The organism is Pseudomonas sp. E1BtOHC1 (genome assembly GCF_058744285.1).
This window is the reverse complement of record NZ_CP196023.1, coordinates 50,904-77,284: the sequence shown is the minus strand read 5'-3', so window position 1 is coordinate 77,284 and position 26,381 is coordinate 50,904. Positions and strand designations below refer to the sequence as shown.

19 protein-coding genes are annotated in these 26,381 nt (G+C 62.0%); 5 read left to right on the top strand and 14 right to left on the bottom strand.

Features of this window, described 5'->3' with window-relative positions:
• Window positions 1–126 precede the first annotated feature (126 nt).
• Entirely contained in the window at window positions 127–591 is a 465-nt protein-coding gene (bfr, locus tag ACSSVC_RS00315; RefSeq protein WP_025129396.1) for a bacterioferritin, read from the top strand.
• Between the two features lie 117 nt (window positions 592–708).
• Here the strand turns inward: bfr and uvrA are convergent, their stop codons facing one another.
• On the bottom strand, window positions 709–3,543 hold the full coding sequence (gene uvrA, locus ACSSVC_RS00310) for an excinuclease ABC subunit UvrA (RefSeq protein ID WP_346635589.1): 2,835 nt from the start codon (window positions 3,541–3,543) through the stop codon (window positions 709–711).
• 178 nt (window positions 3,544–3,721) lie between these two features.
• On the opposite strand from uvrA, the gene ACSSVC_RS00305 reads away from it, so the two are divergent.
• Both ACSSVC_RS00305 and ACSSVC_RS00300 read left to right on the top strand, forming a co-directional pair.
• The gene (locus tag ACSSVC_RS00305) at window positions 3,722–5,116 is read left to right on the top strand and encodes an MFS transporter (protein WP_346635590.1); all 1,395 of its coding nucleotides are present in this window, start codon (window positions 3,722–3,724) and stop codon (window positions 5,114–5,116) included.
• Between the two features lie 9 nt (window positions 5,117–5,125).
• A complete protein-coding gene (locus tag ACSSVC_RS00300; protein WP_011063767.1) occupies window positions 5,126–5,635 on the top strand; it encodes a single-stranded DNA-binding protein in 510 nt (169 codons plus the stop codon).
• A 96-nt stretch (window positions 5,636–5,731) separates the two neighbouring features.
• Here ACSSVC_RS00300 and ACSSVC_RS00295 read toward each other — a convergent pair whose 3' ends face one another.
• The 13 genes from ACSSVC_RS00295 to ACSSVC_RS00235 form a co-directional block, all read right to left on the bottom strand.
• The gene (locus ACSSVC_RS00295; protein ID WP_492611896.1) at window positions 5,732–6,784 is read right to left on the bottom strand and encodes a hypothetical protein; all 1,053 of its coding nucleotides are present in this window, start codon (window positions 6,782–6,784) and stop codon (window positions 5,732–5,734) included.
• A 14-nt stretch (window positions 6,785–6,798) separates the two neighbouring features.
• On the bottom strand, window positions 6,799–8,625 hold the full coding sequence (locus tag ACSSVC_RS00290) for a hypothetical protein (protein ID WP_492611895.1): 1,827 nt from the start codon (window positions 8,623–8,625) through the stop codon (window positions 6,799–6,801).
• A 3-nt stretch (window positions 8,626–8,628) separates the two neighbouring features.
• Window positions 8,629–9,915: a hypothetical protein gene (locus tag ACSSVC_RS00285; protein ID WP_492611894.1), complete on the bottom strand. Its 1,287-nt coding sequence runs from the start codon at window positions 9,913–9,915 to the stop codon at window positions 8,629–8,631.
• A 13-nt stretch (window positions 9,916–9,928) separates the two neighbouring features.
• On the bottom strand, window positions 9,929–10,876 hold the full coding sequence (locus ACSSVC_RS00280; protein WP_346635594.1) for a hypothetical protein: 948 nt from the start codon (window positions 10,874–10,876) through the stop codon (window positions 9,929–9,931).
• A gap of 66 nt (window positions 10,877–10,942) precedes the next feature.
• On the bottom strand, window positions 10,943–13,363 hold the full coding sequence (locus ACSSVC_RS00275; RefSeq protein ID WP_346635595.1) for a hypothetical protein: 2,421 nt from the start codon (window positions 13,361–13,363) through the stop codon (window positions 10,943–10,945).
• Window positions 13,364–13,375: 12 nt separating this feature from the next.
• On the bottom strand, window positions 13,376–14,563 hold the full coding sequence (locus tag ACSSVC_RS00270; RefSeq protein ID WP_492611893.1) for a hypothetical protein: 1,188 nt from the start codon (window positions 14,561–14,563) through the stop codon (window positions 13,376–13,378).
• A complete protein-coding gene (locus tag ACSSVC_RS00265) occupies window positions 14,542–15,987 on the bottom strand; it encodes an alkaline phosphatase family protein (RefSeq protein WP_492611892.1) in 1,446 nt (481 codons plus the stop codon). The genes ACSSVC_RS00270 and ACSSVC_RS00265 overlap by 22 nt, the downstream gene beginning before the upstream one ends.
• A complete protein-coding gene (gene eboE / locus ACSSVC_RS00260) occupies window positions 15,977–17,215 on the bottom strand; it encodes a metabolite traffic protein EboE (protein WP_346635598.1) in 1,239 nt (412 codons plus the stop codon). Before eboE ends, ACSSVC_RS00265 begins: the two co-directional genes overlap by 11 nt.
• A complete protein-coding gene (locus ACSSVC_RS00255) occupies window positions 17,212–18,096 on the bottom strand; it encodes a TatD family hydrolase (RefSeq protein WP_346635599.1) in 885 nt (294 codons plus the stop codon). The genes eboE and ACSSVC_RS00255 overlap by 4 nt, the downstream gene beginning before the upstream one ends.
• Before the next feature lie 54 nt (window positions 18,097–18,150).
• Entirely contained in the window at window positions 18,151–18,918 is a 768-nt protein-coding gene (locus tag ACSSVC_RS00250; RefSeq protein ID WP_492611891.1) for an EboA domain-containing protein, read from the bottom strand.
• Complete coding sequence (locus ACSSVC_RS00245; RefSeq protein ID WP_492611890.1) at window positions 18,915–19,799, bottom strand: UbiA family prenyltransferase; 885 nt, start codon at window positions 19,797–19,799, stop codon at window positions 18,915–18,917. The genes ACSSVC_RS00250 and ACSSVC_RS00245 overlap by 4 nt, the downstream gene beginning before the upstream one ends.
• A complete protein-coding gene (locus ACSSVC_RS00240; RefSeq protein ID WP_404937770.1) occupies window positions 19,796–21,679 on the bottom strand; it encodes a 3-dehydroquinate synthase in 1,884 nt (627 codons plus the stop codon). Before ACSSVC_RS00240 ends, ACSSVC_RS00245 begins: the two co-directional genes overlap by 4 nt.
• 766 nt (window positions 21,680–22,445) lie before the next feature.
• On the bottom strand, window positions 22,446–22,994 hold the full coding sequence (locus ACSSVC_RS00235) for a cysteine hydrolase family protein (RefSeq protein ID WP_346635603.1): 549 nt from the start codon (window positions 22,992–22,994) through the stop codon (window positions 22,446–22,448).
• A gap of 159 nt (window positions 22,995–23,153) precedes the next feature.
• Between ACSSVC_RS00235 and ACSSVC_RS00230 the strand changes: the two genes are divergently transcribed.
• Together ACSSVC_RS00230 and ACSSVC_RS00225 are read left to right on the top strand one after the other, a co-directional pair.
• Window positions 23,154–24,095, top strand: a complete 942-nt coding sequence (locus ACSSVC_RS00230) for a GlxA family transcriptional regulator (RefSeq protein WP_430962748.1) — start codon at window positions 23,154–23,156, stop codon at window positions 24,093–24,095.
• A 161-nt stretch (window positions 24,096–24,256) separates the two neighbouring features.
• On the top strand, window positions 24,257–26,359 hold the full coding sequence (locus tag ACSSVC_RS00225; RefSeq protein WP_492611889.1) for a mechanosensitive ion channel family protein: 2,103 nt from the start codon (window positions 24,257–24,259) through the stop codon (window positions 26,357–26,359).
• Window positions 26,360–26,381: the final 22 nt, after the last annotated feature.

The window sequence follows — 26,381 nt, the reverse complement described above, 5'->3', positions numbered from 1 at the left end:
TTGGGCGGTTTTTGCGTTATTTATACTATTTTTCTCAGATAATCTTCACTTTTTCAGTTATTTCTAAGTGACCTGCAAGTCAGCTTGGTTCACACTATCGACTTTCAAGTAGGGAGATGTAGGGCGATGCAAGGTCACCCGGACGTAATCGATTACCTCAACACGTTGCTGACGGGCGAACTGGCAGCACGCGACCAATATTTCATCCACTCGCGGATGTACGAAGACTGGGGCTTTACCAAGCTCTACGAGCGTATCAACCACGAGATGGAAGAAGAGGCGCAACACGCCGATGCCCTGATGCGCCGCATTCTGATGCTGGAAGGCACGCCGCGCATGCGTCCTGACGATCTCGACACCGGGACCACGGTTCCGGACATGCTGGCCAGCGACTTGCGGCTTGAATACAAGGTCCGCGCTGCGCTGTGCAAAGGCATCGAGCTGTGCGAACTGCACAAGGACTACGTCAGCCGCGATATTCTGCGTATCCAGTTGGCAGACACCGAGGAAGATCACACCTACTGGCTGGAGAAGCAGTTGGGCCTGATCAAATCCATCGGGTTGGAGAACTACCTGCAGTCGCAGTTCTGACTGCGCAAGGCGTGGATGCCGGTTCGCGAGCAAGCTCGCTTCTACGGTAGATGCGTCAAGCCCGAGATGTAAAAAAGCCCCTGTCACCGCGAGGTGACAGGGGCTTTTTCATGGGCCTCAGGCGCGATCGCGGGTTAGAAGCGGCTTGAGGTAGTGCCCGGTGTGGGACTGCGGCATTTCTGCTACCTGTTCCGGGGTGCCGACGGCGATGATCTGGCCGCCTTTGGAGCCGCCTTCCGGCCCCAGGTCCACCAGCCAGTCGGCAGTTTTGATCACATCCAGGTTGTGCTCGATCACTACCACGGTATTGCCGTGATCGCGCAGGCGATGCAGAACATCCAGCAATTGCTGGATATCCGCGAAATGCAGCCCAGTAGTCGGCTCATCGAGGATATACAGGGTCTTGCCAGTGTCGCGCTTGGACAGCTCGCGTGACAGCTTGACCCGTTGTGCCTCGCCGCCAGACAGCGTAGTGGCCGACTGGCCGAGCTTGATGTAGGACAGGCCGACATCCATCAGGGTCTGCAGCTTACGCGCCAGGGCCGGTACGGGAGCGAAGAACTCGCGCGCCTCCTCAATGGTCATTTCCAGCACCTCGTGGATGCTCTTGCCCTTGTACTTGATCTCCAGAGTTTCGCGGTTGTAGCGCTTGCTCTTGCACACATCGCAGGGCACGTAGATGTCCGGCAGGAAGTGCATCTCGACCTTGATCAAGCCATCGCCCTGGCAGGCTTCACAGCGTCCACCCTTGACGTTGAAAGAGAAGCGTCCAGGCCCGTAGCCCCGGGAGCGGGACTCTGGAACCCCGGCGAACAGCTCACGGATCGGTGTGAACAGCCCGGTGTAAGTGGCAGGGTTGGAGCGCGGAGTACGACCGATCGGGCTCTGATCGATATCCACGACTTTATCCAGGTGCTGCAGACCATTGATGCTGTCGTGAGGCGCCGCCTCCAGGGTCGTGGCGCCGTTCAACGCCGTGGCACTCAAGGGGAACAGGGTGTTGTTGATCAGCGTCGACTTACCCGAGCCGGAAACCCCGGTCACGCAGGTCAGCAGGCCGATGGGGATTTCCAGGTCGACATTGCGTAGGTTGTTGCCGCGAGCGCCCTTGAGTGTCAGGGACAGTTTCTTGTTGCGCGGCGTACGTTTGGCCGGCACCACGATCTTCACCCGCCCCGACAAGTACTTGCCGGTCAACGAGTCCGGATGTGCCATGACTTCCGCAGCCGTGCCTTCGGCGACGATACGGCCACCATGCACACCGGCGCCCGGGCCGATATCCACTACATAGTCGGCCAGGCGGATGGCGTCTTCGTCGTGTTCAACCACGATTACGGTGTTGCCGATATCCCGCAGGTGTTTCAGGGTCCCCAGCAGCCGATCGTTGTCCCGTTGGTGCAGGCCAATGGACGGCTCGTCGAGGATGTACATGACCCCCACCAGACCAGCACCGATCTGGCTGGCCAGGCGAATACGCTGGGCCTCGCCGCCGGACAGGGTATCGGCGCTGCGATCCAGGGTGAGGTAGTCGAGCCCGACGTTCACCAGGAACTGCAGGCGTTCGCGGATCTCCTTGAGGATCTTGTCGGCAATTTCACCGCGGCGTCCGGTGAGTTTCAGCGTACCGAAGTAGTTCGTGGCATCGCCGATGGGCAGGCTGGTGACCGCCGGCAGGGTCTTTTCGCCGACCCAGACGTGGCGAGCCTCGCGACGCAGGCGCGTACCACGACAATCCGGGCAGGGCTGGGTGCTGAGGAACTTGGCCAGCTCTTCACGGACAGTGGCCGATTCGGTCTCCCGGTAGCGCCGCTCCAGGTTTGGCACTATGCCTTCGAAGGGGTGGGAGCGCTTGACGATGTCGCCCCGGTCGTTGAGGTACTTGAAGTCGACGTTCTGGTTGCCGCTGCCATGCAGAATGACCTTCTGCTGATCTGCGGGCAGTTGATTGAACGGGACCTCCAGGCTGAATCCGTAGTGTGCCGCTAGTGAGCCGAGCATCTGGAAGTAGTAGACGTTGCGCCGGTCCCAGCCGCGAATCGCCCCCTCGGCCAGGGTCAGCTCGCCATTGACCAGGCGCTTGATGTCGAAGAACTGCTTGACCCCCAGACCGTCGCAGGTAGGGCAGGCACCCGCCGGGTTGTTGAAGGAGAACAGCTTGGGTTCCAGCTCGCTGATGGCATGACCGCAAATCGGGCAGGCGAAGCGCGCGGAGAAGATCATCTCTTCCCCCGGCTCGTCGTCCATCGGCGCCACCAGGGCAATCCCGTCCGCCAGTTTCAGCGCGGTTTCAAAGGACTCCGCCAGACGCTGTTGCAGATCGCCACGTACCTTGAAGCGGTCGACCACCACATCGATGGAATGCTTCTTCTGTTTATCCAGCTTCGGTAGTTCGTCCAGTTCGAACAGCTTGCCGTTGACCCGAGCCCGCACGAAGCCCTGGGCCCGCAGCTCTTCAAAGACCGATAGGTGTTCGCCCTTGCGCTCACGAATGACCGGAGCCAGCAGCATCAGCTTGCTGCCTTCGGGCTGAGCCAGCACCAGGTCGACCATCTGGCTGACGGTCTGGGCTTCCAGCGGAATGTCGTGATCCGGACAGCGCGGGGTGCCGACGCGGGCGTAGAGCAGGCGCAGGTAATCGTAGATTTCGGTGATGGTGCCGACGGTGGAGCGCGGGTTGTGAGAGGTGGATTTCTGTTCGATGGATATCGCCGGCGACAGCCCTTCGATGGTGTCGACATCGGGCTTTTCCATCATCGACAGAAACTGTCGGGCGTAAGCCGACAACGATTCGACATAGCGGCGCTGGCCTTCGGCATAAAGCGTGTCGAAAGCCAGGGACGACTTGCCGGACCCAGACAGCCCGGTGATGACGATCAACTTGTCCCGTGGCAGGGTCAGGTCGATGTTCTTCAGGTTGTGGGTGCGGGCCCCACGAATCAGAATCTTGTCCAAAAGTGGCCTCGATCGGCGGGCGTAAAGGCAGGAGTATAAAACCAAACACTGGATGGATGCACACTATCATGCGGTGCTTTTTTGCTCGCTGGTGGGGGCTGCGCGGCAAAGCGTCGCCATATACCCCCTCAATCGATCGGACTGGTAGAATCGCCGCCGGTTCACATGAGGTTTATCCATGCACGATCCCCACAGCGAACGCATGAGTGGCAGCGAGACCCGAGCAGCGAGCGGTCTGGCCCTGGTGTTCGCCTTCCGTATGCTTGGCATGTTTATGGTACTGCCGGTCCTGGCGACCTATGGAATGGATCTCGCAGGAGCGACCCCGACTCTGATCGGCCTGGCGATTGGTGCCTATGGTCTGACCCAGGCGGTTTTCCAGATTCCCTTCGGCATCATTTCCGACCGTATCGGTCGTCGCCCAGTGATTTACCTGGGGTTGATCGTGTTCGCCGTGGGCAGTGTGCTGGCGGCCAATGCCGATTCGATCTGGGGCGTGATCGCCGGACGTATCTTGCAAGGTGCCGGGGCGATTTCCGCTGCCGTGATGGCGCTGCTTTCAGACCTGACCCGCGAGCAGCACCGGACCAAGGCCATGGCCATGATCGGCATGACCATCGGCCTGTCCTTCGCCGTGGCCATGGTGGTGGGCCCGCTGCTGACCCGCAGCTTTGGGCTGTCCGGGCTGTTCCTGGCCACGGGTGCCATGGCGCTGGTGGGCATCCTGATCATCGCCTTCATGGTGCCGCGCTCCACCGGGCCGTTGCAGCACCGCGAGTCCGGCGTGGCGCGCCAGGCACTGATCCCGACCCTCAAGCATCCTGATTTGCTGCGCCTGGATCTTGGTATCTTCGTGTTGCACGCGATGCTGATGTCGAGCTTCGTTGCCTTGCCCCTGGCGCTGGTGGAAAAGGCCGGCCTGCCCAAGGAACAGCACTGGTGGGTCTACCTCACCGCGTTGCTGATTTCCTTCTTCGCCATGATCCCGTTCATCATCTATGGCGAGAAAAAACGCAAGATGAAACGAGTTCTGCTCGGCGCGGTCAGTACGCTGCTGCTCACCGAGCTATTCTTCTGGGAGTTCGGCGACAGTTTGCGGGCGCTGGTGATCGGCACCGTGGTGTTCTTCACCGCATTCAACCTGCTAGAGGCGTCGTTGCCGTCGCTGATCAGCAAGGTCTCGCCGGCAGGCGGCAAGGGCACGGCGATGGGGGTGTATTCCACCAGCCAGTTCCTCGGCTCGGCACTGGGCGGCATCCTCGGCGGCTGGTTGTTCCAGCATGGCGGTTTGTCGGTTGTGTTCCTTGGATGCGCAGGTCTGGCTGCACTCTGGCTGGGCTTTGCTGTTACCATGCGCGAGCCTCCATATGTGACGAGCCTGCGCTTGCCGTTATCGCCTGAAGCGATCCGCGAAGCCGGTCTGGTCGAGCGCCTGAAAGCCGTCGCTGGAGTAACAGATGCCGTGGTGGTGGCCGAAGAGGCTGCCATTTACATCAAATTGGACACCGAATTATTGGATCGCGCGACGCTCGAGCAGCTGGTCAACTCAGCGCCGTCGCCGCGCGAAGCCTAGGAGAACGTTATGGCCCGTGGGGTTAACAAAGTCATATTGGTCGGTACTTGCGGCCAGGATCCCGAAGTTCGCTATCTGCCTAACGGTAACGCCGTGACCAACCTGAGTCTGGCCACCAGCGAACAGTGGACCGACAAGCAGACCGGTCAGAAGGTCGAGCGCACCGAGTGGCACCGTGTTTCGATGTTCGGCAAGGTCGCGGAGATTGCCGGTGAGTACCTGCGCAAGGGTTCCCAGGTCTACATCGAGGGCAAACTGCAGACTCGCGAGTGGGAAAAAGACGGCATCAAGCGCTATACCACCGAGATCATTGTCGACATGCAAGGCACCATGCAGCTGCTGGGCGGCCGTCCTCAGGGTGACCAGCAAGGCCAGGGCGGCATGTCCAACTCGGCACCGCGTCCTCAGCAGTCCCGTCCTGCTCCGCAGCCACAGCGTGAGTCGCGCCCAGCGCCACAGCAGGCCGCTCCGCAGCCGGCACCGGATTTCGACAGCTTCGATGACGATATTCCGTTCTGATCGCTCCCTCGAGCGTTCAGCATCAATGAGAAAGGGGCCCCGTACAGGGCCCCTTTTTTATGCCGGGTTGTTTCCTTGCAGGCGTTGGGATTGGGCTCAAAGTTGCAGCCTGCGCAATCGACCGCTCAGTGCCACCACCTGGCGATCCGGCGTGGGAATTGGCCGTCCGCTGAGGCCCATGCCTTCGCTCACCAGCACCGCTCCCTCGACGCAGCACAGGTTGGACGGCGTATCCAGGTTGTTGGCGAGCACCTGCACACTGCGTTGCTGCAGGTCGCAGCGCAGCAGCCGTCCACTGAAGCGGGCAAAGCCGCCGTGCAAGGCCTCGCCGGACCAGTCGGGCTGCAGGGGCTGCAACAACCGGTCGCACAGTTCCAGCACCAGAATCCGCTCTTGCGGGTCCAGCGCCAGCCCGGTGGGCAGTTGCAACCCGCGAATCAGCACCTCGATCCTGCCGCTCTCGGGCCAGACCCGGATCACCTGGCCGGCCTTGTCGGCGAAGTCGATGCCCTTTCGCGCCGGATCACGGTGCAGTTCGCCAGAGAACAGGCTGATCAGCACCGCGTCGGTCTGTGGCTCATGAACCAGGGTCACGGGCACGGCTTCCTGGCCTTGGTCCAGATCGGGCAGTTGGGCCAGGATCTGCTCCCCATCCTGGGTGAACTCCACCAACTGGTTGGTATCGGGCTTGACCGCCAGCCAGCTCTGGCGCGAGGGGTGATAGCACAGCGAGTTGAGGTTGCCGCGGCTGTGGAACAGTGGCTCGGGTGGACTGTATTGCAGGTCCAGAAGCTTGGAACCGGCGACGTAATCGGTCTGGCTGGCGAGGTAGAGCCCGGCACCGAAGGCAATGTCCGACAGCCCCATGATTTCGTCGCGCAGCATCCGCGACTGCATGTTCATCGAGCGAAAACCCTTGGCCAGAACCTCTGGCGGCAGGTAGGTGCCGGGGGCGAGGGGGTCTGGTCGCAGGCGACTGATGCGACCGCTGAACGCTTGGTCCGGCAGGCCTGAGCCGGCCTCCACCAGCAACAGGCTGCCATCGTTTTCCACGCAGACGCCACGCGGGTTGAGCAGCCCCTGGGCGATGATGCTGCCTGAGCGCAGCAACTGTTCCGGCTGGGCGGGAATGTGTAAAGCAACGGGCATGGTCTTCTCCTTGTTCAAGGCTGCCAGGGCGTGCCGTTGAGATAGGCGGTCAGCAGGGAGCGTTGGCTCGGCGACATCGAGCGCACCACGGACATGTACAAGGTGGTGTTCTGGTACTCGGGGGATATCCGGGCCAGGATCGCCTGTTTGTAACCCATCACCGCGTCGGGCTGATTGAGCTGGATGTAGCGCGACATGGCGGGAAAGGCCAGGTAATGAAAGCGCAGCACGTTTTGAAATGCCTGTTCCCAGGTGACGATGCTGCCTGTTGGAACGCCGAAGTCGCTCCAGGCGTACTTGCGGAAGTTGCTGAAGCTCTGGGTCAGCAGGTTGCCGTCGATGGTGTAGGTCAGTGTGGTGAAGCCTGCCTGGGTATTGGAGCCGGCGACGGGGACGACGTTGAAACTCACCGAAGGTTGACCGGCCGCTACCGTTAGCGAATTTGGAAGCTCCAGGAAGTTCCAGTAGCGGTTGGCTTGATAGACGGCGGTCGCCGAGGTATCGATGCTGATTGGTGTAGCCTTCTGCACCGGCGCTCCCAGGTAACGGACTTGCAAGGTGACCTGCACGCCTGTGCTGTCGGGGTCGAGATAGTTGTTGCGCTGATCGCTGTAGACCCGATACGGGCATTCGGGGGCCGACAGCGCCGGGTTGCGGGCATTCCCTGGGGCGCTGATGCACAAGGGCGTGTTCTGCACCAACTGTATCTGGGTCGAGTTGAGCGGCACGTCGATGATGCCACCGTACCGGTAGTAGTCCTGCAGCAGCGGATCGCTGGGCTCAAAGCTCGCCAGGGGCGTCGTTCCGGCCGCAATGGTCACGGTCCCGAAGTCGGCGTTGGGGCCGATGGGGCTGGTGATGTCGTCGCGTACAGCCCTGAACGTCTGCTTGGGGATCAGGTTGACCATGTCGATGCTCAGTTGCCCGTTGGCAACTTCGGCATAGGCCACGCTGTTGATGTTCAGGTCTTTGTCGGCATTGATGATTTGGCGGCCCGGCGGGCAGATCTGCGGCTCATCGGTAAACGCCGTGGCCAGGGTACCGATGACCCGGCCGATGCTCGGGTTCGGGCTGAACTGGTTGGCAGCGTAGTCGGCATTCAGTTGCTCGGTGGTCAGGGTCGGACACATTTCGAACATCACGAAACGCAGCACGATCCCGGTAGCGTTGGGCGCTTCGATCAGGGCCCTGAGGCCGGCACTTTCCTTGTTGTAGCTGACGATGCTGCTCAGCGGAAAGGTCAGTTGAAAGGTGCCGCTGGCGTGGAAGGAGCCCGGCGAGTCCATGGTTGCCGGCTCCAGCACCCGAGTGTTGAGGTCGAAGCTGCTGCACACGGTGTCCCAGCGAATCAATAGCTGAGGCGTGTTGCCGTTGCCGATCTGCAGGCCTCCGACAAAGATCTGGGTCGTGGTGCTGGCTGTGGGGTCCAGGTCGACCATCATCGGGCCGGAGTAGGGACCTTGTCCGGTGCCGGGGGTCACGGAGCCGAGCAGGTAAACCGGCTGGCCGACCATATCCCCTTCCAGCGCAATGTTGCCCGGGGTGCCTTGGGAACTGATCAACGCGTTGTGCAGCGTCACCACGTGTTCGCCATAGTGGTTCCAGCCGCCGGCCGTGTACCGGCTGTTGGGGCCAATTCTCGGGTCCGGGGCGTTGATCAGCTGGTACAGGTGCTCATCGCTATAGGTCTTGGCCTGGTCCGCCACGGTCGAGGTGGTCAGGTCGAACAGCTCAAGGGACGTGGTGATGCCATTGGGCAAGGTCGGTGAGTTGTTCGGCACGCTGACGTCGGTAGAGATGCCGCCCCAGAAGTTCAGTCGGGGTCCATTCAATATGCTCATGATCTATTCCTTATCCTTGGTGACGCTGCTGACCGGGGCTTGGGCGAATCTGAACAGGAAGGAGAAGTCGCTCTTGTACCGACTGTTGAGCGGTGCCGCCATGGAGTGGCAGTTCATGCAGCTACTGTTGGTCTGGATATAACTTTCCATGGTGACGTTGGCCGACAGTGATGGCGTTGGTTGCCCCAACGGGTTGCCGGGGTTGTCCGGCGACTGTGGGCGTTGGGTGGTGATCAACTGGTAGTACTTGAACACGCTTTGCTGTACCTGCGGATCGCCCTGGTATTGGGTATTGATCTGCTGGGTGGCGTCCGTGATCGGGGTGACCCGGTTGAGTGGGTCCGGGGTGCTGAAGCTGTTACCGGGTTTTGGGGTACAGACCATTTGTCCAGCTTGTTGCTGCCACAGGCAGGGGGATTGGTTGAGGCTTTCGGCGGGCGCCTTGGCGTTGAAGTAGGAGTAGAAAATCCCCGAGACCGGTTGGTCCACCCAACGGCCCCCCAGCTGGGTCTTGGGAGGCACGTTGTCGACCTGCTCGAAGGTCGACCAGATCCACTGCGGGAACCCCTCCACCTTGCTGATGATATGCAACCCCACCAATCCCAAAGTGGCCTCGGTGGTGCCGTTGGGCTGTCCCTGACTGTCGAACTGGGTGACCAGGGCCTTCATGGTCAGATAGCGGCTGCTGTCGTCGGCGCTGCTGAGGATGCGCCAGCTGCTCTTGATCTCGCCGGCGTTGTTGGGAAAGCTGATGTTCTTCGCGGCGTCGACGACCACCGCGTTGTAGAAGTCGTTATCGACGATGTAGTTGTAGGAGACCTCGTTGGCGGCGATGTCGTAGTAGGTCGGGTTGCCGCGCTGGTCAATCAGCCAGCCGCCCACCGCCTGGTTGTCGGCTTGCACCACCTGAGTGTTCTTGACCGCGGCGATGTTGATCAGGCTGAGATTTCTGCGGGGCAGTTGCGAGTTCCAGAGGCCCGGGTTCTTGGCCCCGGGGAGGAAGGTCTCGCTGACGCTCTTGTAGGTCTGCCACACGGTATCGCCAGGGCTGCCCAGGGGCTTGCTGCAGTCGGCCACTCCGCGCTGTCCCGCCTGGGCCGGCCAGTTCAAGTTGATGAACATCTGCCAGCTGTATTGATCGAAAGCCTGCTGCGACGCGCCCGCAGCCGGCACCGCGGCAGTGGGCGGGCAGCTGGTCTGCGGCGCCGCTGCGCTGGGTTGCAGGGCGCTGGCTTGCTGGCTGCCCAGGCCAAGCAACAACAGGGCGGTGAAACGGCTCCAATGGTTCATGAGGCTGCTCCTGTCACTGCGGGGTGGGTGAAAGTTGGTTCCACTGCGGCCGCGCACCGTTCTTCAGCGATGGCGGTGGCGTGAAAAGCTGGCAGTCAGGCGGGTTGGCCGGGCACATTTTCGCCACCTGGTCCCAGGTCTTGGCCGGGTCCGGCTTTGCATTGCTCCAGTTGCGATAGTTCTGGCTGACGATGGGCGCGTTGGCGACGCTGGCATCACCGGAGAAATAGAACGACTGCGGATGTTGGTAGGCCGGTTGGCCCGGCCCGTCGCTGGTGGCCTGCTTGTAGAAGGCATAGCCGAACAGGATGGGTGGGCTGCCTTTGCCGGGTTTGAGTTCCAAGGCGTAGGCCTGCACGCTGGCGTCCAGGTGCTGGCTGCGGGCGGCGCTGTAGGGCAGGTGCTTGATGAAGTCCCGGCGCGGCGGATGGTTCATGGGCGAGAACATGCAGCAGGCCGGCATGTCCTTGGGCCGGTCCTCGGGGTAGGTAAGGAAGTAGGCCTTGTTGCCCAGGGAGACGAAAGAGCAGGTGTAGTTGTTGTCCTTGATCGGGAAGATCGGCAGGCAGTATTTCTCGTAGTGCTCCATCATCGCCCCGGAGCCGTCGCCGTCGGCCGGGACATAGTCGTTGTCGTAATAGCTGCTGCCCTGGGACACGGTGTAGTCGGCAGGTTGCAGGGTGCTGGGCGGGCTGCTGTAGGGCGGCGGGTTCTTCTCGTAGTTGGCGGTGACCCGGTACATGGTCCAGTCACTGACCCAGGTTGCCGGATAGAGCGGATCGGCCGGCTCGCCGGCCTTGCGCTTGATCACGCAGTTGTTGTTCAGGGCGTCGCAGCCCTTGGTGTTGTGCACGCCCATGTTGAAGTAGACGTTGTCGGGGTACTTCTGGGCCCACAGTGTCTGGCTGGCGCACAGCAGGGTGGCGGCCAACAGCAGGCGCTTGAAGAAACTGGCGTTCATCTGACTCTCCTTTGCAAAGCCGGGCGACCCAGGTCGCCCGGTGTTCCAGTGCGTGGCCGTTGCGGCTCAGCCTTGCTGATAGTCGTCGAGGTTCAGCGGGGTCGGCGGGTAGCCGGTGCTTACCAGGTCATTGGCCCAGATTTCCAGCACCTGGCGTCGGCTCTGGGGCAGGTCTCGGGTGATGGGCATGGCCAGGGTGCTGGCCTCCTGATAGTCCTTGCTGATCAGTTTGATGAACTGATCGATCGCGCCCTCGATGCGTTGCAGGGAGTTGAGCGGCATGTACTTGTTCATGATCGGGTAGAGGTAATAGAAGGGCTGGAGGATTTGCGGAAAGATGAAGCCGTTCCAGATCCGCACGTTGGCGTCGTCGAACTTGTACACGCCGTTCCAGTAGTTGATGAAGTCCTTGAGCATCTGCGGTTCTTGCGGCAGCACCCGCAGCGGCGAAAGGAAGTCGGTGAAGGCGGCGGTGTAGGAGAAGCTGAACGGGATGCCCGTCGGATCGTCCTGGATGAAAAACCGTACAGTGGGGAAGCCCGGCGCCACGGCATGCACCGTCAACTGGGCAATGCCGTCGGCATTGGTCTGGATGCGGGTCAGGCTGTAGGTCACGGTGGAGCCCATGCCAGCGGTATTGTCCAGTTTCCCGCTCATCGCTTGCGGGTTTTCGAACCTCAGGCATGGCCTCAGATCGATAGCGGACGGGGTCTTCAGGAACTGCTGATAGGTGATGGCAGTGCCTGGCGGCGGATCGGTATCCTCAACGGTCATTGCTTTCAGGCGTCTGCCGCTGCCCTCCCTGAACAGGCTGGGATGCTCCGAGCCGTCGACGAACTGGGGCATTCCCGGCTTGTTCAACTCTCGCGCATCCGGATGGTCAGTGATCAACACGAAATCCGCGGGGTTGCTGAAAGCCAGGTAGTAGTTGCTGGTGGTCAGCATGTAGGCGTTGTTGTATTCGGCAACCCACAAGGTGACGCCGGCCTTAGCGGGCTTGCCGTTGTATTGCACCATGATGTTCAGCGTCCGGCTGTCACCGACGTCGATGAAGCTGCCGCTCTCGATGACTTCCGCGGTCCACATCTGCTGTTGGGCGGCGATGGTTTGCGTGCCCTGCAGCCGCAGTGCCAGGTTGCCGTTTTTCAACAGGGCCTGGGCACTGGCGTCGAGGGGCAGGTCCAGCAGGCCGGAGCGCTTGTCAAAGGCGGTCTGCTGATATTGCTCGTAGCTCACGCTGGTCAGGGGCTCGAAGTTGCTGCCCTGCTGGACCCCTAGCTCATAGTTGCCGACGTGGAACTTGGCCGCGACCGGAATACCGTTATTGCGCCCGTCGAGATCGGGAGCGGCCGGGCCGTCATGGACGTCCGGGTAGATCGGAAAGGTATTGCCCAGGTCCAGAGACAGCGTGTTGCCATTGAGCTCGGCGCTGATCACGCCCAGATTGACCAACTGTTCATCCGCATGGATCAGCGCATCTCCCGGAACCTTTTTGTAGAAAGGCACCGAACTATTGGGCACGAGGCGCTGGCCGGCCGGTGCGGTGGGGAACTCGTTGGCGAACCACAGGCCCAGGGTGCCGGAGGTGCGGCTGTAGGCCGGGTTGAAGAAGGTCTCGGTCGGGTTGTCCAGGCCGATCTGATACAGCATCTGCAGCCGGGACATGTCCCAGGGGGCCTGGGAATGGCTGTCGACGATCTTGAAGTCGTTGAAGATGCCATTCATGTCGTAGACGGTCAGGTAGGTGGTGAACCTGAGCATCAGCCCGAGGGCGTTCTGGTTGGTCATTTCCTGCTGCAGGTTCTTCAGCAACTGCGAGTCGCCGATGAACCATTCCAGATGGTCCTTGGGAAAACAGGTCTGCCAGGTGGTGGTGACGTAGACCAGGCCGCCAAAGGCTCCCCAGTTGAAGTCGAGAAAGCGGTTGAGCATGCGGTACTTGTGATTCAGGGTCAGGCCACAGGTGGTATCCCCCAGCACCAGCTTCTCGAAGTACAAGGCGGTGAAGGTGTTCTGCCAGGGGCTGACGTCGACAAATCGTGCGGCGGTCGGGGTTGGGTTACCGAACGGGTTGCCCTGCAGTTGGTAGGATTTGTTGATCAGTGGATCGTTGTCGATGTAGCTGTCGACCTTGGATTCCCCGCCGATGATCACCGAGCGCAGTTGCTGGTAATCCACGGTGCCGCAGGCGTTGTCGCCGAACAGGTCCCACTCCGCCGGGATCATCGGGTAAGCGCCTGCGTTGCCGTTGGTGGGCACCTGCAGCACATAGTCTGGGACGTTACTGTAGGCCAGGGGCGTGATGGCCCAGGGCATCAGCCGCTCGGGAGCATTGCGGTCGTTGATCCCGTAGTAGTTCAGAAAGGGCCAGTTGATCTGCATCTTCACCGCGTCATACAGCGGCAGCACATCGTTGTTGTTGAAGGTCGGCGGGTTCCAGAACATGAAACCGTTGAGGTAGATCCGTGGAAAGTTCAAGACGCTCATGAGCTGCTCTCCTTAGCGTTTCCACTGGGCGCGTTTGAGCGACCAGACGTAATCCAGTTTTTGATAACCGATGAAGTCTTTGTCCGGCAGTACGCTGGTGGGGTAGAGGATTCCGCCTGTGTGGTCGATGTTGAACGAGAAGAAGGTGTTCTTCTTCGTCGAATAGGCCGCCGTGCTGTGGCAGGCCAGGCACGATGAGGTGCCCTGGAACGCCGACTCCAGCTGGGAGTTGGCCAGCAACTTGGGCTCGGCCTGGTTGCGGTCGAACTGCACGCCGATCAGTTCGTACTGCGCCAGGTTCGGGTACTGCTGCTGGTAGCTGCTGTTCACCGGCTTGGCCGCCTCGGTGGGGCCGGTGGTATTGGTCATGGGCTGGGGCTTGGGGTCGTTGGTGACGGTGTACTTGGGATTGTTGCGGTTCTCGAAGGTGGTCCAGACCCAGTCCGGGGTCAGCTTGTTGATCACGTGCATGCCGCTCAGTGCGGCATAGCCCACCTGATACTGGCCCGTGCTGTCCACGTAATAGGCCTGGGAGATGTAGTACCCGTCCTGGGTCAACAGGGCCTTGAAGTCCTGGTCGGTGCCGATCCAGAACCAGGAGGTTTTCAGCTCCCAGGCCGTGTCTGGGAAGTCCAGGTTGCTGGTGAGCTTGGCCAGGCCATCGCGGTTGTAGATCTTGTTGGTGACGATGTAGTTGAAGGTGTCCTCGCCCATCAACAGGTGAAAGCGCACCAACTGTTCGTTTTTCGACGGCGGGACCGGCGGGCCACTGCGCATTTTCAAGGCCAGGCCATCCACCTGCTGGATGCCGTTCTGCGGGCTGCCAGCCATGTCGTTGCCGAGAAACTGAAACAGACCTTTGGGGTCCATGCCCTGCTTTTGTGCCAGATCCGGCACTTCGCTCGGCAGGTTCTCGTGGTCGGAATAGGGCAGGGGGGTGGCACCCTTCAACAGGTAGACCTGATCGGAAGGCTTGAACGTCTCCCAGACCAGATTGTTGTTGTGGCTGGCATCTGGCTGGTTGAGGCAGACAAACCAGTTCCACGCCATGGTTTCCGGGCTCTGCTTGAACGTGGCCAGGGTGGTCGTGGGGTCGTCTGCGAATGTGAGGAACTTGCCGCAATCGAAGGTGTTCGGGCCCTGTGCTTGAGCGAGGCCGCTCAACACACTGAGCACCGCTATAGGGATGGTTCGCCGCATGGAATCTCCTTGGCCTGAGCCGTGTCGTCATAGGGGCGCCCTAGGAAATGCTCTAGGAGCAGTTGCTTTACCGCAGTGGCCGGCAGGTGCTCCGGCAGTGGTAAATCGCAATCGGTGATCAGTAGCGGCCCCACCTCATCGTTGCTCGGCAAGCGTCCGTGGCTGCCGCGAATCAGTCGGGTATCCAGGGGAATCAGGTCCATGTAGTAGCGAAAGCCGAGCTTCTTCTGCAGCAGGCGGCGGGCGACCCGCAGCTTGGGAAAGCGAATCGCCGGATCGATGAACAGCTCCAGCGGGTCATAGCCCGGCTTGCGGTGGATATCCACGGTGCGGGCGAAGTCCGGGGCCAGGCGGTCGTCGAACCAGTAGTAGTAATCGAACCAGAAGCCCGGGGCGGCCACCGCCACCAACTCGCCGCTGCGCGGGTGATCCAGCTGCCAGGCCCGCTGTTCGGTTTTATCCAGCACCTGTTCGATGCCCGGCTGGCGCTGCAGCAGGGCCTTGACCCGAGCAATGTCCCTGGGCTGGCGCACGTAGACGTGGGCGATCTGATGGTCGGCCACGGCAAAGGCGGCACTGGCACCGGGGTCGAGCAACTCCCAGCTCAGGGACCGGCGTACTTGCAGCAGGCCCTGTTCCCGTAGCACGCGGTTGATGGAGATCGATTGCTGCACCGCTTCGATGCCGTATTCGGAAACCAGCATCACCGCCGCGCCTTGTTGCTGGGCAAAGTCCAGCAGGCGCCCGACTTCATGGTCGATGGCCTGCACTTCATCGCTGATGGACGGATGCTCGGGACCCAGGCGTTGCAGGCTGTAGTCCAGGTGCGGCAGGTAAATCAGTTGCAGGTCGGGGCGGCTGATCTGGAACTCGGCGATGGCGCAATCGACGATCCAGCGACTGGAGGCGATGCCCGCCGCCGGGCCCCAGAAGCCCGGAAAGGGAAACTCGCCGATCTGCCGTTCGATGCGCTCGTGTAGCCCGGGCGGTGACGAATAGAGGCCGAACATCTTGCGCCCGTCGGCCGGGTAGTGGGGGCGTGGCGTAATCGCGGCATCCACCTCGGCGTACATGTTGAACCACCAGAACAGCTGGCTGCAGCGCAGGCCGGGGATCTCACGTTGCAAGGTCTGCCAGACCTTTTCACCCTGGATCAGCGCATTGGGCTGCAGCCAGAAGCGCACTTCGGCCTGATCGCGGAAATACCAGCCGTTGCCGACAATGCCGTGTTGCGAGGGCGGCAATCCGGTAAGGATCGAGGCCTGTACCGTCGAAGTCACGGCCGGGAACACCGGGCGCAGCCGAGCCATTTTGGCCCGTTGCAGCAGGGCGTTGATCCGCGGCGTGTCCGGGCCCAGCAAGCTGGGGGTCAGGCCGACCACGTTGATCAGCAGCAGGGGCTGGCGCAGCGCTTCAGAGGGCATGGGCCGGCGCCTCCATGGGAGACGATTGCCCACGTAGCAAGTGCCGCTGGCGCAACTGTTCTTCGACCCATTGCAGTTCTGCGGCAATGCCGTGGAGCAGGGCTTGTTCGGTGTCCGGGCGCAGGGTGCCGGGCAGTACGTTCCAGCTGTAGGTCTCGACTTCCAGCACCGGCTGGCACTGCGGATGGGCGGCGAGAAAGTCGAAGGTGCGCATCAGGGCCTGCTGGCTGCCATTGAGCTCCGGCAGCAGGAACTGCTCACTGAACAAGGGCACGTGAAAGTGAATGCGCAACTCGGGGCAGTGGCCTTGCACCGCTTCCACCGCCTGCAATGCCTTGGGCAGGTCGGCCCAGGCCAGCAGTTGGCCTTTGAGGTCACGGGCCTTTACCTGATGCAGGTAGGTGGCTTCGGCGAAGGTGCCCAGGGCCTGCAGCACCTGCTCGCGGCGTTGCGGGTCAGTCGCGGGCAAGTGACAGATCAGTGCGTTGGACAGTTGGATCTTGCCCACCGGTATGCGCGCCTGCAGCAGCCGTTGCAGCGATTGGTAGCAGTCCTCGAAGACCACCGCCTGGTGGCAGACGTCGAAGCACAGCGCCAGGTATTGATGGTGGGGATCGGTGGCTTTCCAACGCTGAAAGAAGGCGATGGCCTGATCGGTGTTTTCCAGTACGCAGTCCGGCTCCATCTCCAGGCACAGCAGGATCTTCTTGCCGCTGCGCCGATGCAGGCTGGCCAGCCCGGCGGTCAACTGCAACAGCTGGGCCTCGGCCTGTTGTTGCTGGGCGTCGTCCCAAAGGGCCGCATAACCTAGAGGCACGCTGGAAATCACGCCCTGCTGGCAGTCCAGGGGCAGGGCGGCGGCGAGCAACTCCGCCAGTTGCAGGCTGTATTCCAGGCGTTGCGGTTCGGCCCAGGTCGGTCGGTAGACTTCGGCCTTCACCGCACCCAGATGAAACTGGCCATAGGGAAAACCGTTGAGGGACGTCAGGCGCAGCCCGCTGTCGTGCAACAGCCCGAGGAAGGCTTCGCGCACCGCGGGCTGCTGCAGTTCGGCGGCCGCCTGGGCACTGATCCACAGGCCGCTGTCCTGCACCGCCAGGCCACGCTGGCGGCGCACCCCCTGGAAGTGCTGGCGGATCGAACTCTCCAGGCCGGCCACGTCCCGTGCCGGATGCACGTTGCTGCAGTAACCGATCTGCGCGGCGCTCCAGCCGGCCCGGGCACTCATTTGACCACCGGTTCCTGGCCCCTCAGGGCCGAGTTGTCCTGCCACTGGCGACGCTGGTCGATGGGCAGCGGGGTACTCACCAGTTGCTTGTCGAGCTGCCCGCTCTGGGCGAAGAAATCCACCGGGTTATGGAACAGCACCTGTTCCACCTGGGCTTCGCTGAATCCGGCCGCGAGCATGGCCTGGCCGGTCTTGGGCACCTTGAGCGGATCGCTGATGCCCCAGTCGGCGGCGCTGTTGACCACCATCTTCTCGGTGCCGTACTCCTTGAGCAGGGCCACCATGCGCTGCTCCGACATCTTGGTGTTGGGGTAGATGGAGTGCCCGCGCCAGCAGTCGCTGTCCAGCACCAGGGGCAGGGTCAGTTCGTTGAGGTGGTCGATGATCACCAGATGCTCGGCGATAGCCACTTCCCGGATCACGGCCAGGGTGCGCTTGGTGCCGCCGATCTTGTCCCGATGCGGGGTGTGCACCAGCACCGGCAGGTTGAACTGCTTGGCCAGCTCCAGTTGCGCGGCGAGAAAACGGTCCTCCTCGGGGGTGATGTCGTCATAGCCAATCTCGCCGACTGCCACCACGCCGTCCTTGACCAGATAGCGCGGCAGGATCTCCAGTACCTCGTTGGCTACCGACAGGTCATTGGCTTCCTTGGGATTGAGGCCGATGGTGCAGAAGTGGTGAATGCCGAACATGCTGGCGCGAAAGCGCTCCCAGCCCAGAAGGGTGTCGAAGTAGTCAATGAAACTGCCGACGCTGGTGCGCGCCTGGCCTTGCCAGAAGGCCGGCTCGATCACCCCGGTGATACCGGCGGCGGCCATGTTCTGATAGTCGTCGGTGGTGCGGCTGACCATATGAATGTGTGGGTCGAAGTACTTCGGCATGGTGAGTCCCTGATGTAGTGGTAGAGAAACCTGGGTGGGTGCGCCGGTGTCGATTCAGGCGTCGGGTGGCAAGTGCTGGAGCCAGTGCGGTGGCAGTCGTCGCTGCTGGCACAGGTTGCGCAAGCGTTGGCGCTGGGCCTGGCTCAACAACTCGAAGGCGATCGCATGGGGCAGTCCGTCGCTGACACTGCGGAACGCCGCCAACTGCTCTTCCATATGCTCCAGGGCCAGTTGGTTGAGGTCGACGCTGTGGCGCTGGGCCAGGCCTTCGATGCGCCCACTGTCCAGGCCCATGCCCAGGGTCTTGAGCACCAACTGATGGAAGGCCCGGTCGTGGTAGTGGCGAGCGGGAAAGGGGTTGTCCAGGGCGATGGCGGCGAACACTTCACGGTTGTTGGTACGTCCTGCCTGGAGCGCCAGTTCGACGCTGCGACCCTCTGTGTCGAGGTCATCGAGGACCCTGAGCAGCACGCTTTTTTCCTGGTCGTCGCCCCAGAGAAACAGCTGGCGCAGCAGTGCCAGTTGATCGCCGCCGGCCTGCTGTTTCAGCAGTTGCTCCAGGAGCAAGGCCCGGGCCAGTTGGGTCCGGTTCCAGCCCGGGCTGGCGCTCACCCCTGTGTTGCCAAGGCGACGCTTGCACTGGCTGCTGAGCAGCACCAGGGTGTTGGCCGACGGTTGGCTGGCCAGTTGCTCCAGGGCTGCGTGCCACCAGCGGCGGTTCTCGTCGTCGAGCTGGTTGTCGAGTTGGCGGCGGCGCTCGGCAAAGGCCTCATGGCGCATGGCGAGCGGGAGCGAGGTGGGGAAAATGACGTCCATGGTCATGTCGGCTTGATCCAGCGTTGAAGGTGGGGCAGCAGGAAGAACACCAGCACGCACAGCAGGCTGCCCAGGGGTTGATTGGCCAGAGCCAGCACCAGGGCATCGAACAGCGGCAGGGCGGCGAGGCCGGCACCGATAAAGGCACGAATCTGCCGCTGGCGCGGGTTGGCCAGGTGCCGCCGGTAATGCCAGCCCAACCAGCCCAGCCACAGCAGCAGGACCAGCCAGAACACTCCGTTGTCTGCGTAAGCGGCGAGGGCCAGGGGGCTGAGCATCAGCAGCAGCGGCAGGCGGCCGAGCAGCTGGTTGCGATGCTCCAACCGGGCCAGGTAGGTCAGGCCGGCGATGTAGGTGCCCAGCAGCGCGGCGCACAGCCACAGCGGTTGCGGTGGCATGGCCAGGCTAGCGGCGGCGGTCAGGTACAGGGCTGAGCGGCAGCCGCCCATGAGCCAGACGCTGTGGGGGTATTTCTTGTGCAGCAGGTTGTAGGCCAGGATGAACAGCAGCAGCAAGCCGGCACTGGCCAGCAGCCAATGGGGCTGCGCGATCAGGTGGCTCAGGCCCAGGACCGATAGGGTCGCCAGCAACAACAGGGCGGCGGTGGCCAGGCTGACCTGGGTGCGGCTGACCAGACCGAGGACAATCGGCCGCGGGTTTTGATGCTGCTGGTCCCAATCGGCATCCAGCAGGTCGTTGAGCAGCATCCCGGCCAGGTACAGCGCCGAGAGCGCCACCAGCAGCAGGGTCCAGACCAGCGGCGAGGGCGGTGCCAGGGTGGTGGCGCTGCTGGCCAGCAGCGCGGCGGCCAGGGCGTTGGTCCACACCGTCGGCAGGTTGGATACCCGGCCCAGGGTCAGCCAGGTGGTCAGGGAGGAGTGGCTCATTGGGCGCAGCCCTCGGTCCAGGCGAAGTCCGGCCCACCGAAGCTGCTCAGGCGCAGCAGGGCCTGCTCCATCACCGGCAGTTCGATGTGGTGCACATCGGTGGACTGGCCGAGGCGGTTGAGCATCGGGATCGACAACTGGCCCCCCAGGTGCTGGCGAAACTCCTCCAGCCCCAGCAGCACCAGGGAGCGGCCCTGGGCATCCTGCAACCGCAACTCCGGCGGGCACAGGTTGAAGCCGAGCTTGTCCAGCAGTTGCAACAGGCGCTGGGTTTCAGCATTGCTCAGCAAGCCGGTGGCATTGGCATAGAGCGCGTCCAGGGCCATGCCCACCGCCACCGCCTCACCATGGCGCAAACGATGCTGGCTGAGGTTCTCCAGCTTGTGGGCGGCCCAGTGTCCATAGTCCAGGGGGCGGCCATTGCCCCGTTCGAAGGGGTCGCCGGCCCCGGTGATATGGCCCAGATGCAATTGCGCGCAGCGGAAGATGGCGTAGCGGCTGGCGCTGTGTTCAAAGCTCGCCAGGGCCTCGGCCTGCTGCTCCATCCACTGGAAGAATGCAGCGTCCTTGATCACTGCCACTTTCACCGCTTCGGCCAGCCCGGCGATCTGGTCCCTGGGCGACAGGCTGAGCAGCAGCTGGAAGTCGTTAATCACCGCCGTGGCCGGGTAGAAGGCTCCCAACAGGTTCTTCTGGGCGAAAGCGTTGATGCCGTTCTTGACCCCGATGCCGGCGTCGTTCTGGGCCAGCACCGTGCTCGGGATGCGGATCAGCCGCATGCCCCGGTGGAAGGTGGCGCAGGCATAGCCGACGGCGTCCAGTACCGCGCCACCGCCCAGGGCCAGCACATAGCAGTGGCGGTCCAGGCCGTGCTCAAGCATGTGGGCATACAACTGCTGGAGGACGTCCGGGGTCTTGCTCAGTTCGCCCGCCGGTACCGGAATCGGTGCGGCCTGCAGATGCAGGTCGGCGGCGTGGGCGCTGAAATAGGCGTCGATCTGTTGCGGCAGTTGTGGGGAGCACTGCAGCAATTGTTCATCGATGAACACCAGCACGGTGGTCCGTCCCTGTTGCGCTTGGGCCAGTTGTCGGTGCAGGCAGGGATTGTCGGCCTGGAAAATGTGATCGGTGAACAGCACCGGGTAGTGGTAGCTCACCTCGAAGCGCCCTTCCAGAGGCTGGCTTTGCTCCATCGGCGATTGCGTAACACGAGGCTTGAGCAGGCTGCGGGCCCCTAGGACCAATCCCGGCAGCACCATGCTGGCGAGAATGGTCGCCAACAGCGCGTTCTGCTCCACCAGCAAACTGCCGATGGCGGCATAGGCCAGGGCCAGCCCGGCATTGGCCAGGGTGGTGACCAGCAGGAACTGGCGCAACGGATAGCGCTGCATGCCGGCGGCCAGTACCGAGGTCTCTGCCAGCACCGGGACGCCACGCAGGCAGATCAGCGACAGGGTGCTGAGGCGATAGGCCAGTTGTCCCGGCTGCCAGCTCCTGAGCCCCAGCCAGTTGGATAGCAGGCGAAAGTAGCCGGCCCCCAGCCAATAGCCCAGGCAGGCTCCCAGGCACAGGCCGATAAAGATCACCAAGTAGCCGCCGACGGCGCCCAGGACCGCGACGGCCAGCAGCGCCACCAGGCTGGAAGGCACTGGCAAGAGCACATCGAGGGCCAGCAGGGTTACCAGCAGCAGAGCGAGGCTGGTGCGTTGCACGGGATCGGAAGGGAGGAAGCTGCCCAGGTGATTCAGCAACTGTTGGATCTGTTGTTCAAACAGCAGGAAGCTGGCGACCACCAGGATCGAAAACAGCACTAACGAGAGCCAGTAATTTTCGGCCGCACCCTTGAATGAAAAAACTCGAGGCAATGAACTGCGCTTCATCAAGCATCCCTCTTGATTAATATGACTAATTCCGTGTCAGTGTCAGCTGGGGCAGGCGGGGGCGTCCGGTTATTGAGTTCCTCGACAGTTTTTATTGGTTTTCTGGCGGCTGAAGAGCACTTCAGTGGCGAGTAGCTATCAACTTAGCCAAGGCCGCTGGATTTGCAAGTAAGGTGAGTGAAGTGGCTTGCAAGGCTCTTTTTTGGCCTGTTGGGAAAGTATCGAATTCGGCTATTGATACTGTTGAAAACAGCTTTCCGAGGGGCGTGTTGCAATCTCGTTGCTTGGCTTTAAGGGCAATGAAATCGGGGGCGTAATCCTGCGGGAGGGAGTTTTTAAGATTTTGCTATATGGGTTATTTTCTTTGGTTATATTGAATTAAAGGTAACCGTAAGAAGTAAGCGCTGGCCTTTATAAGTGTTGATGTTATTAGGCCGAATCGGCTCTTGGTAAAACTCAAGGCAGGATTTGAAATAATGGGGGGGTTAAATAATTTCCATTAGTCAGCTATTGAATGTCGTTTTTGTTAGTGGCGCCATTTATTTGACCGCGGCGAGTTGTTGGGTCGCGAGTTTGGTCGCAACTAACAGTTAGTTTGAATAACAAGAATCATTCGTATGTAACCCGGAAAGTTGTCTTGCTTGCGACAACACGCGGTGTGGCGTCCTTGCCCTGTGGATATCTGTCCGAGGGCATGGGGGCCAGCCCCGACACAAACGGCGGTGAGGCTGAGCTCACCGCGGTCATCGACGCAGAGTACGGGCTGTCAGGCCGCGAGGAACTCTTCGGTGGATAGGACATTGGCGTAGGCGAATGCCAGGGCCGACATCACCGTGCTTTGGACCTGCGCCGCCGGCACTCGCTGGCCATTGAACTCCAGGTCGAGGGTGGCGCAGGCGTCGTGTATCACCTGTACCGGATAGCCCAGGTCGGCAGCGGCTCGTGCGGTGCCCTCTACGCACATGTGGCTCATGTTGCCCACTATCACCAGTTCATTGATGCCTTGTTGCTGGAGGATCGCCTGTAGCTCGGTTTCCCGGAACGAGTTGACGAAGTGCTTGAGCACCACGGGTTCGTCGGCGCGGTTCAGCACCTTGGGGTGCAAGTGCGCCCCCTCGGAGCCTGGGGTGAAGAAGGGTGCGCTGTCGGAGGTGAATTCGTGGCGGATGTGCACCACCGGTTGCGCCTTTTGGCGAAAGGCCTGGATCAGCCTTGCCGCGTTGTCCGCCGCCGCGTCGACTCCGACCAGGGGCCATTTGCCGTGGGCGAAGTAGTCGTTCTGGATATCGATTACGATGAGCGCCTGTTTGGCCATGGGTGTTGCCTCCAAGTGAGTGGATAACCTGGGGCCCAGTATCGGCGGCTCTTGCTCCCTGGAGGATTGGCCGCATCGACATTAACAGGGGGAAAACTGACAGTGGGCATTCAAGGCTCGGTCGCCGAACTGGGCGTACTGCTTTATCCCGGGGTGCAGATGGCGGCGGTGCATGGTCTGACCGATCTGTTCGAAGTGGCCAATCGAATTGCCAGTGAACAGTCACAGGCGCAACTGCCGCGGTTGCGGGTCAGCCATTGGCAAGCGCTTGAGGCGCAAGGCCCGAGGCGGGTCTACGACAGCCTGGAGGGAGAGAGCGCCCGCCTGCTGGCAGTGGTGATACCGCCTTCGCTGGCAGGTTTTTCCGCGAGCCAGTCGTCCTCGGCTCTGGTGAGCTGGTTGCGCCAGCAGCATGCGGCCGGCGCCACGCTTGGCGGTGTCTGTGTGGGCTCGATCCTGCTGGCCGAGAGTGGCCTGCTCGATGGCCGCAGCGCCACCACTCACTGGACGTCGGCCAAGACGTTCGCCGCCCGTTATCCACAGGTGCGCCTGGAGGCCGACCAACCCATAGTCGACGATGGCGACCTGATCACCACGGCTGGGTTGATGGCCTGGGCCGAACTGGGACTGCGCCTGGTGGACCGCCTGCTGGGCCCGAGCATTGCCAGTGCCACTGCGCGTTTTCTGGTGATGGAGCACAGCGACAGCGCCAGCCAGTGCGGTAGCAATTTCGCGCCGATCCTCAACCATGGCGATGGGGCGATCCTCAAGTTGCAGCACTGGCTGCAGGCCAATGGCGCGGTGGATGTGTCGCTGCCGACGATGGCGCAACAGGCGGGTCTTGAAGAGCGCACCTTGCTGCGACGTTTCCGTGCCGCCACCGGCCTCAAACCGACCCAGTACTGCCAGCATCTGCGGGTGGGCAAGGCGCGGGAAATGCTCGAGTTCACCAACGGCACCATCGATCACATCGCCTGGACCGTGGGTTACCAGGATCCGGCGACCTTTCGCAGCCTGTTCAAGAAAATCACCGGCCTGGCCCCCAGCGAATACCGCAACCGCTTCGGTGTTTCTCCCAGTGCTACCCATCGGGGGCAATAGGCCCGGCGCCGGTTAAGTCTGGTCCCCTAGCTGTTGCGCAGGCCGGGCAATGGGCAGGGATTGACGGGGCCGCCTTCGCCGGCAAGGGCGGAAGTTGCAGCGAACTTGCCGGGCATTTGCTGATCAGTTCCTTACAGACCCTGCTGAAGGAGCCCCGCGTTGTGTTGAATTTCAAGACCGCGATTTTGCTCGGGGTGCTGCTCGTTCTGGGCAGCCGCGAGCTGGATGCCGCCACTTTGTCCGTCCCCGCTGCGGCACCGGCGAAACCGGAACTGCTGGTGGAGGGGGGTCTGCTTGGGGCTATCAGTTCGAGCATCGATGAGGTTCAGGAAAAACTCGACCTCAATGAAAGCCTGATCGATGCCTGGCGCTTGCGGGCCGACCGTGCAGCGGACGAAGTGGGGCGTCTGGTCAATCAGCCCTCGGACCGCTCGGGCTGGAGCATAACCGGGGATTTCCTCACCCTGTCCGGCACCTGGCTCGCCAGCTTTGCCTTGCTCACTCTGCTGGGCGGATGGCTGGCGCGGCGCCTGAGCCGGCAACCCTGGCTGCAGGCTCGGCCCCGTGGCCAGGGGCTGCTGGAGTACTTGCTGCCCTACACCGTGCCCGCGCTGATCTGCCTGCCGCTGACCCTGTATGTCAGCCATTCGCTGCCTGGCTCGGTGGGGCGGGCGCTGGCCCTGTGCCTGGCCTATGCCACCAGCAGCGGCATCGTCTCCACCTCGGTGCTGCTGTGCCTGATCGTGATGTTCAACCTCGGGCACAAGCGCCCGGCGGTACGCATCATCCGTGACTACTGCCCCAAACCGCTGTTCCTGATCGGCTTTCTCGCTGCCCTCAGCGATGCTCTGACCAGCCCGCAGATCGCCCGTCAACTGGGAGGCAACATCACCAGCAGTGTGGCGGTGCTTACCGGTCTGCTGGCCTCGGTGGTCTTCGCCGTGCTGGTAATCCGCCTGCGCCGGCCAGTGGCGCATCTGATCCGCAACCGTCCCCTGGCCCAGCGCCTCAAGCAACCGGCGTTGCAGGAGTCGCTGCGGATCTTTTCCGGGCTTTGGAACTGGCCGATCCTGCTGATGGTGCTGGTCTCGGCGGTCAACCTGATCGGTGCCGGCGAGGACAGCCAGAAAGCCTTGCGCTGCGCCTTGCTGACCACCGTGCTGCTGATCGCCACGGTGTTCCTCAGCACGGTGCTGCAGCACCTGTTCAAGTCCCGTAGCCCCCAGTCGATCCAGCGCAGCAGTGCCTATAAGGAGCGTTTTCTCAGTCTGCTGCACGCCTTGCTGCGGATCGTCATGGCCATTGCCTTCATCGAGATCCTTGGCCGCATTTGGGGACTCTCGTTGCTGGAGTTCGCCCAGCGCAATACCGTGGGCCGGGCCATTAGCGACTCCCTGAGCAGCATCGGCCTGATCTTCCTGGTGACCTGGCTGCTGTGGGTAGTGCTGGATACGGCGATCCAGGAGGCACTGAAACCGTCTCTCAGCAAACGCTCGGCACGTCAGCCCAGCACCCGGGTCAAGACCATCCTGCCGCTGCTGCGCAACGCGATCAAAATCATCCTGGTGGTGATCTGCGCAATCACCACCATGGCCAACCTGGGGATCAACGTTGCGCCGCTGCTGGCCGGTGCCGGCGTGGTGGGACTGGCCATCGGCTTCGGCTCCCAGCAACTGGTGCAGGACGTGATCACCGGCCTGTTCATCATCATCGAAGACACGTTGTCCATTGGCGATTGGGTGGTGCTCGACTCCGGCCACGCTGGCACTGTCGAAGGCCTGACCATCCGCACCCTGCGCCTGCGGGACGGCAAGGGCTTCGTGCACTCGGTGCCGTTCGGCCAGATCAAGGCCGTCACCAACCAGTCGCGACAGTTCGCCTATGCCTTCTTCTCGGTGCAGTTCACCTACGACACCGACGTCGACCGAGCCATCGAGCTGATCCGCGAGACCGGGCGCTCGATCAGTGAAGACAGCTTCCTCAAGTACAACCTGCAAGGCGGCCTGGACGTATTCGGGGTGGACAAGATGGACCTCAACGGCGTGGTCCTGACAGCGCAGTTCCGCACCGTTTCCGGTGGCCAGTACGCGGTCAGCCGGGCCTTCAACCAGCGCCTGAAGAAGCTTGTGGATAACTGCCCCTGGGTGCACTTCGCCCAGACTTATCCACAGCCGGTGGTGCTGCCGGAGCGACGTATGCACGAAGACGAGCCCGAGCAAGATGCTTCGGCCCTGCTGCTCCCCGAGTCCCCGCGCCCGCAGTGATCGCGTTGCCCTGCCTATGCAA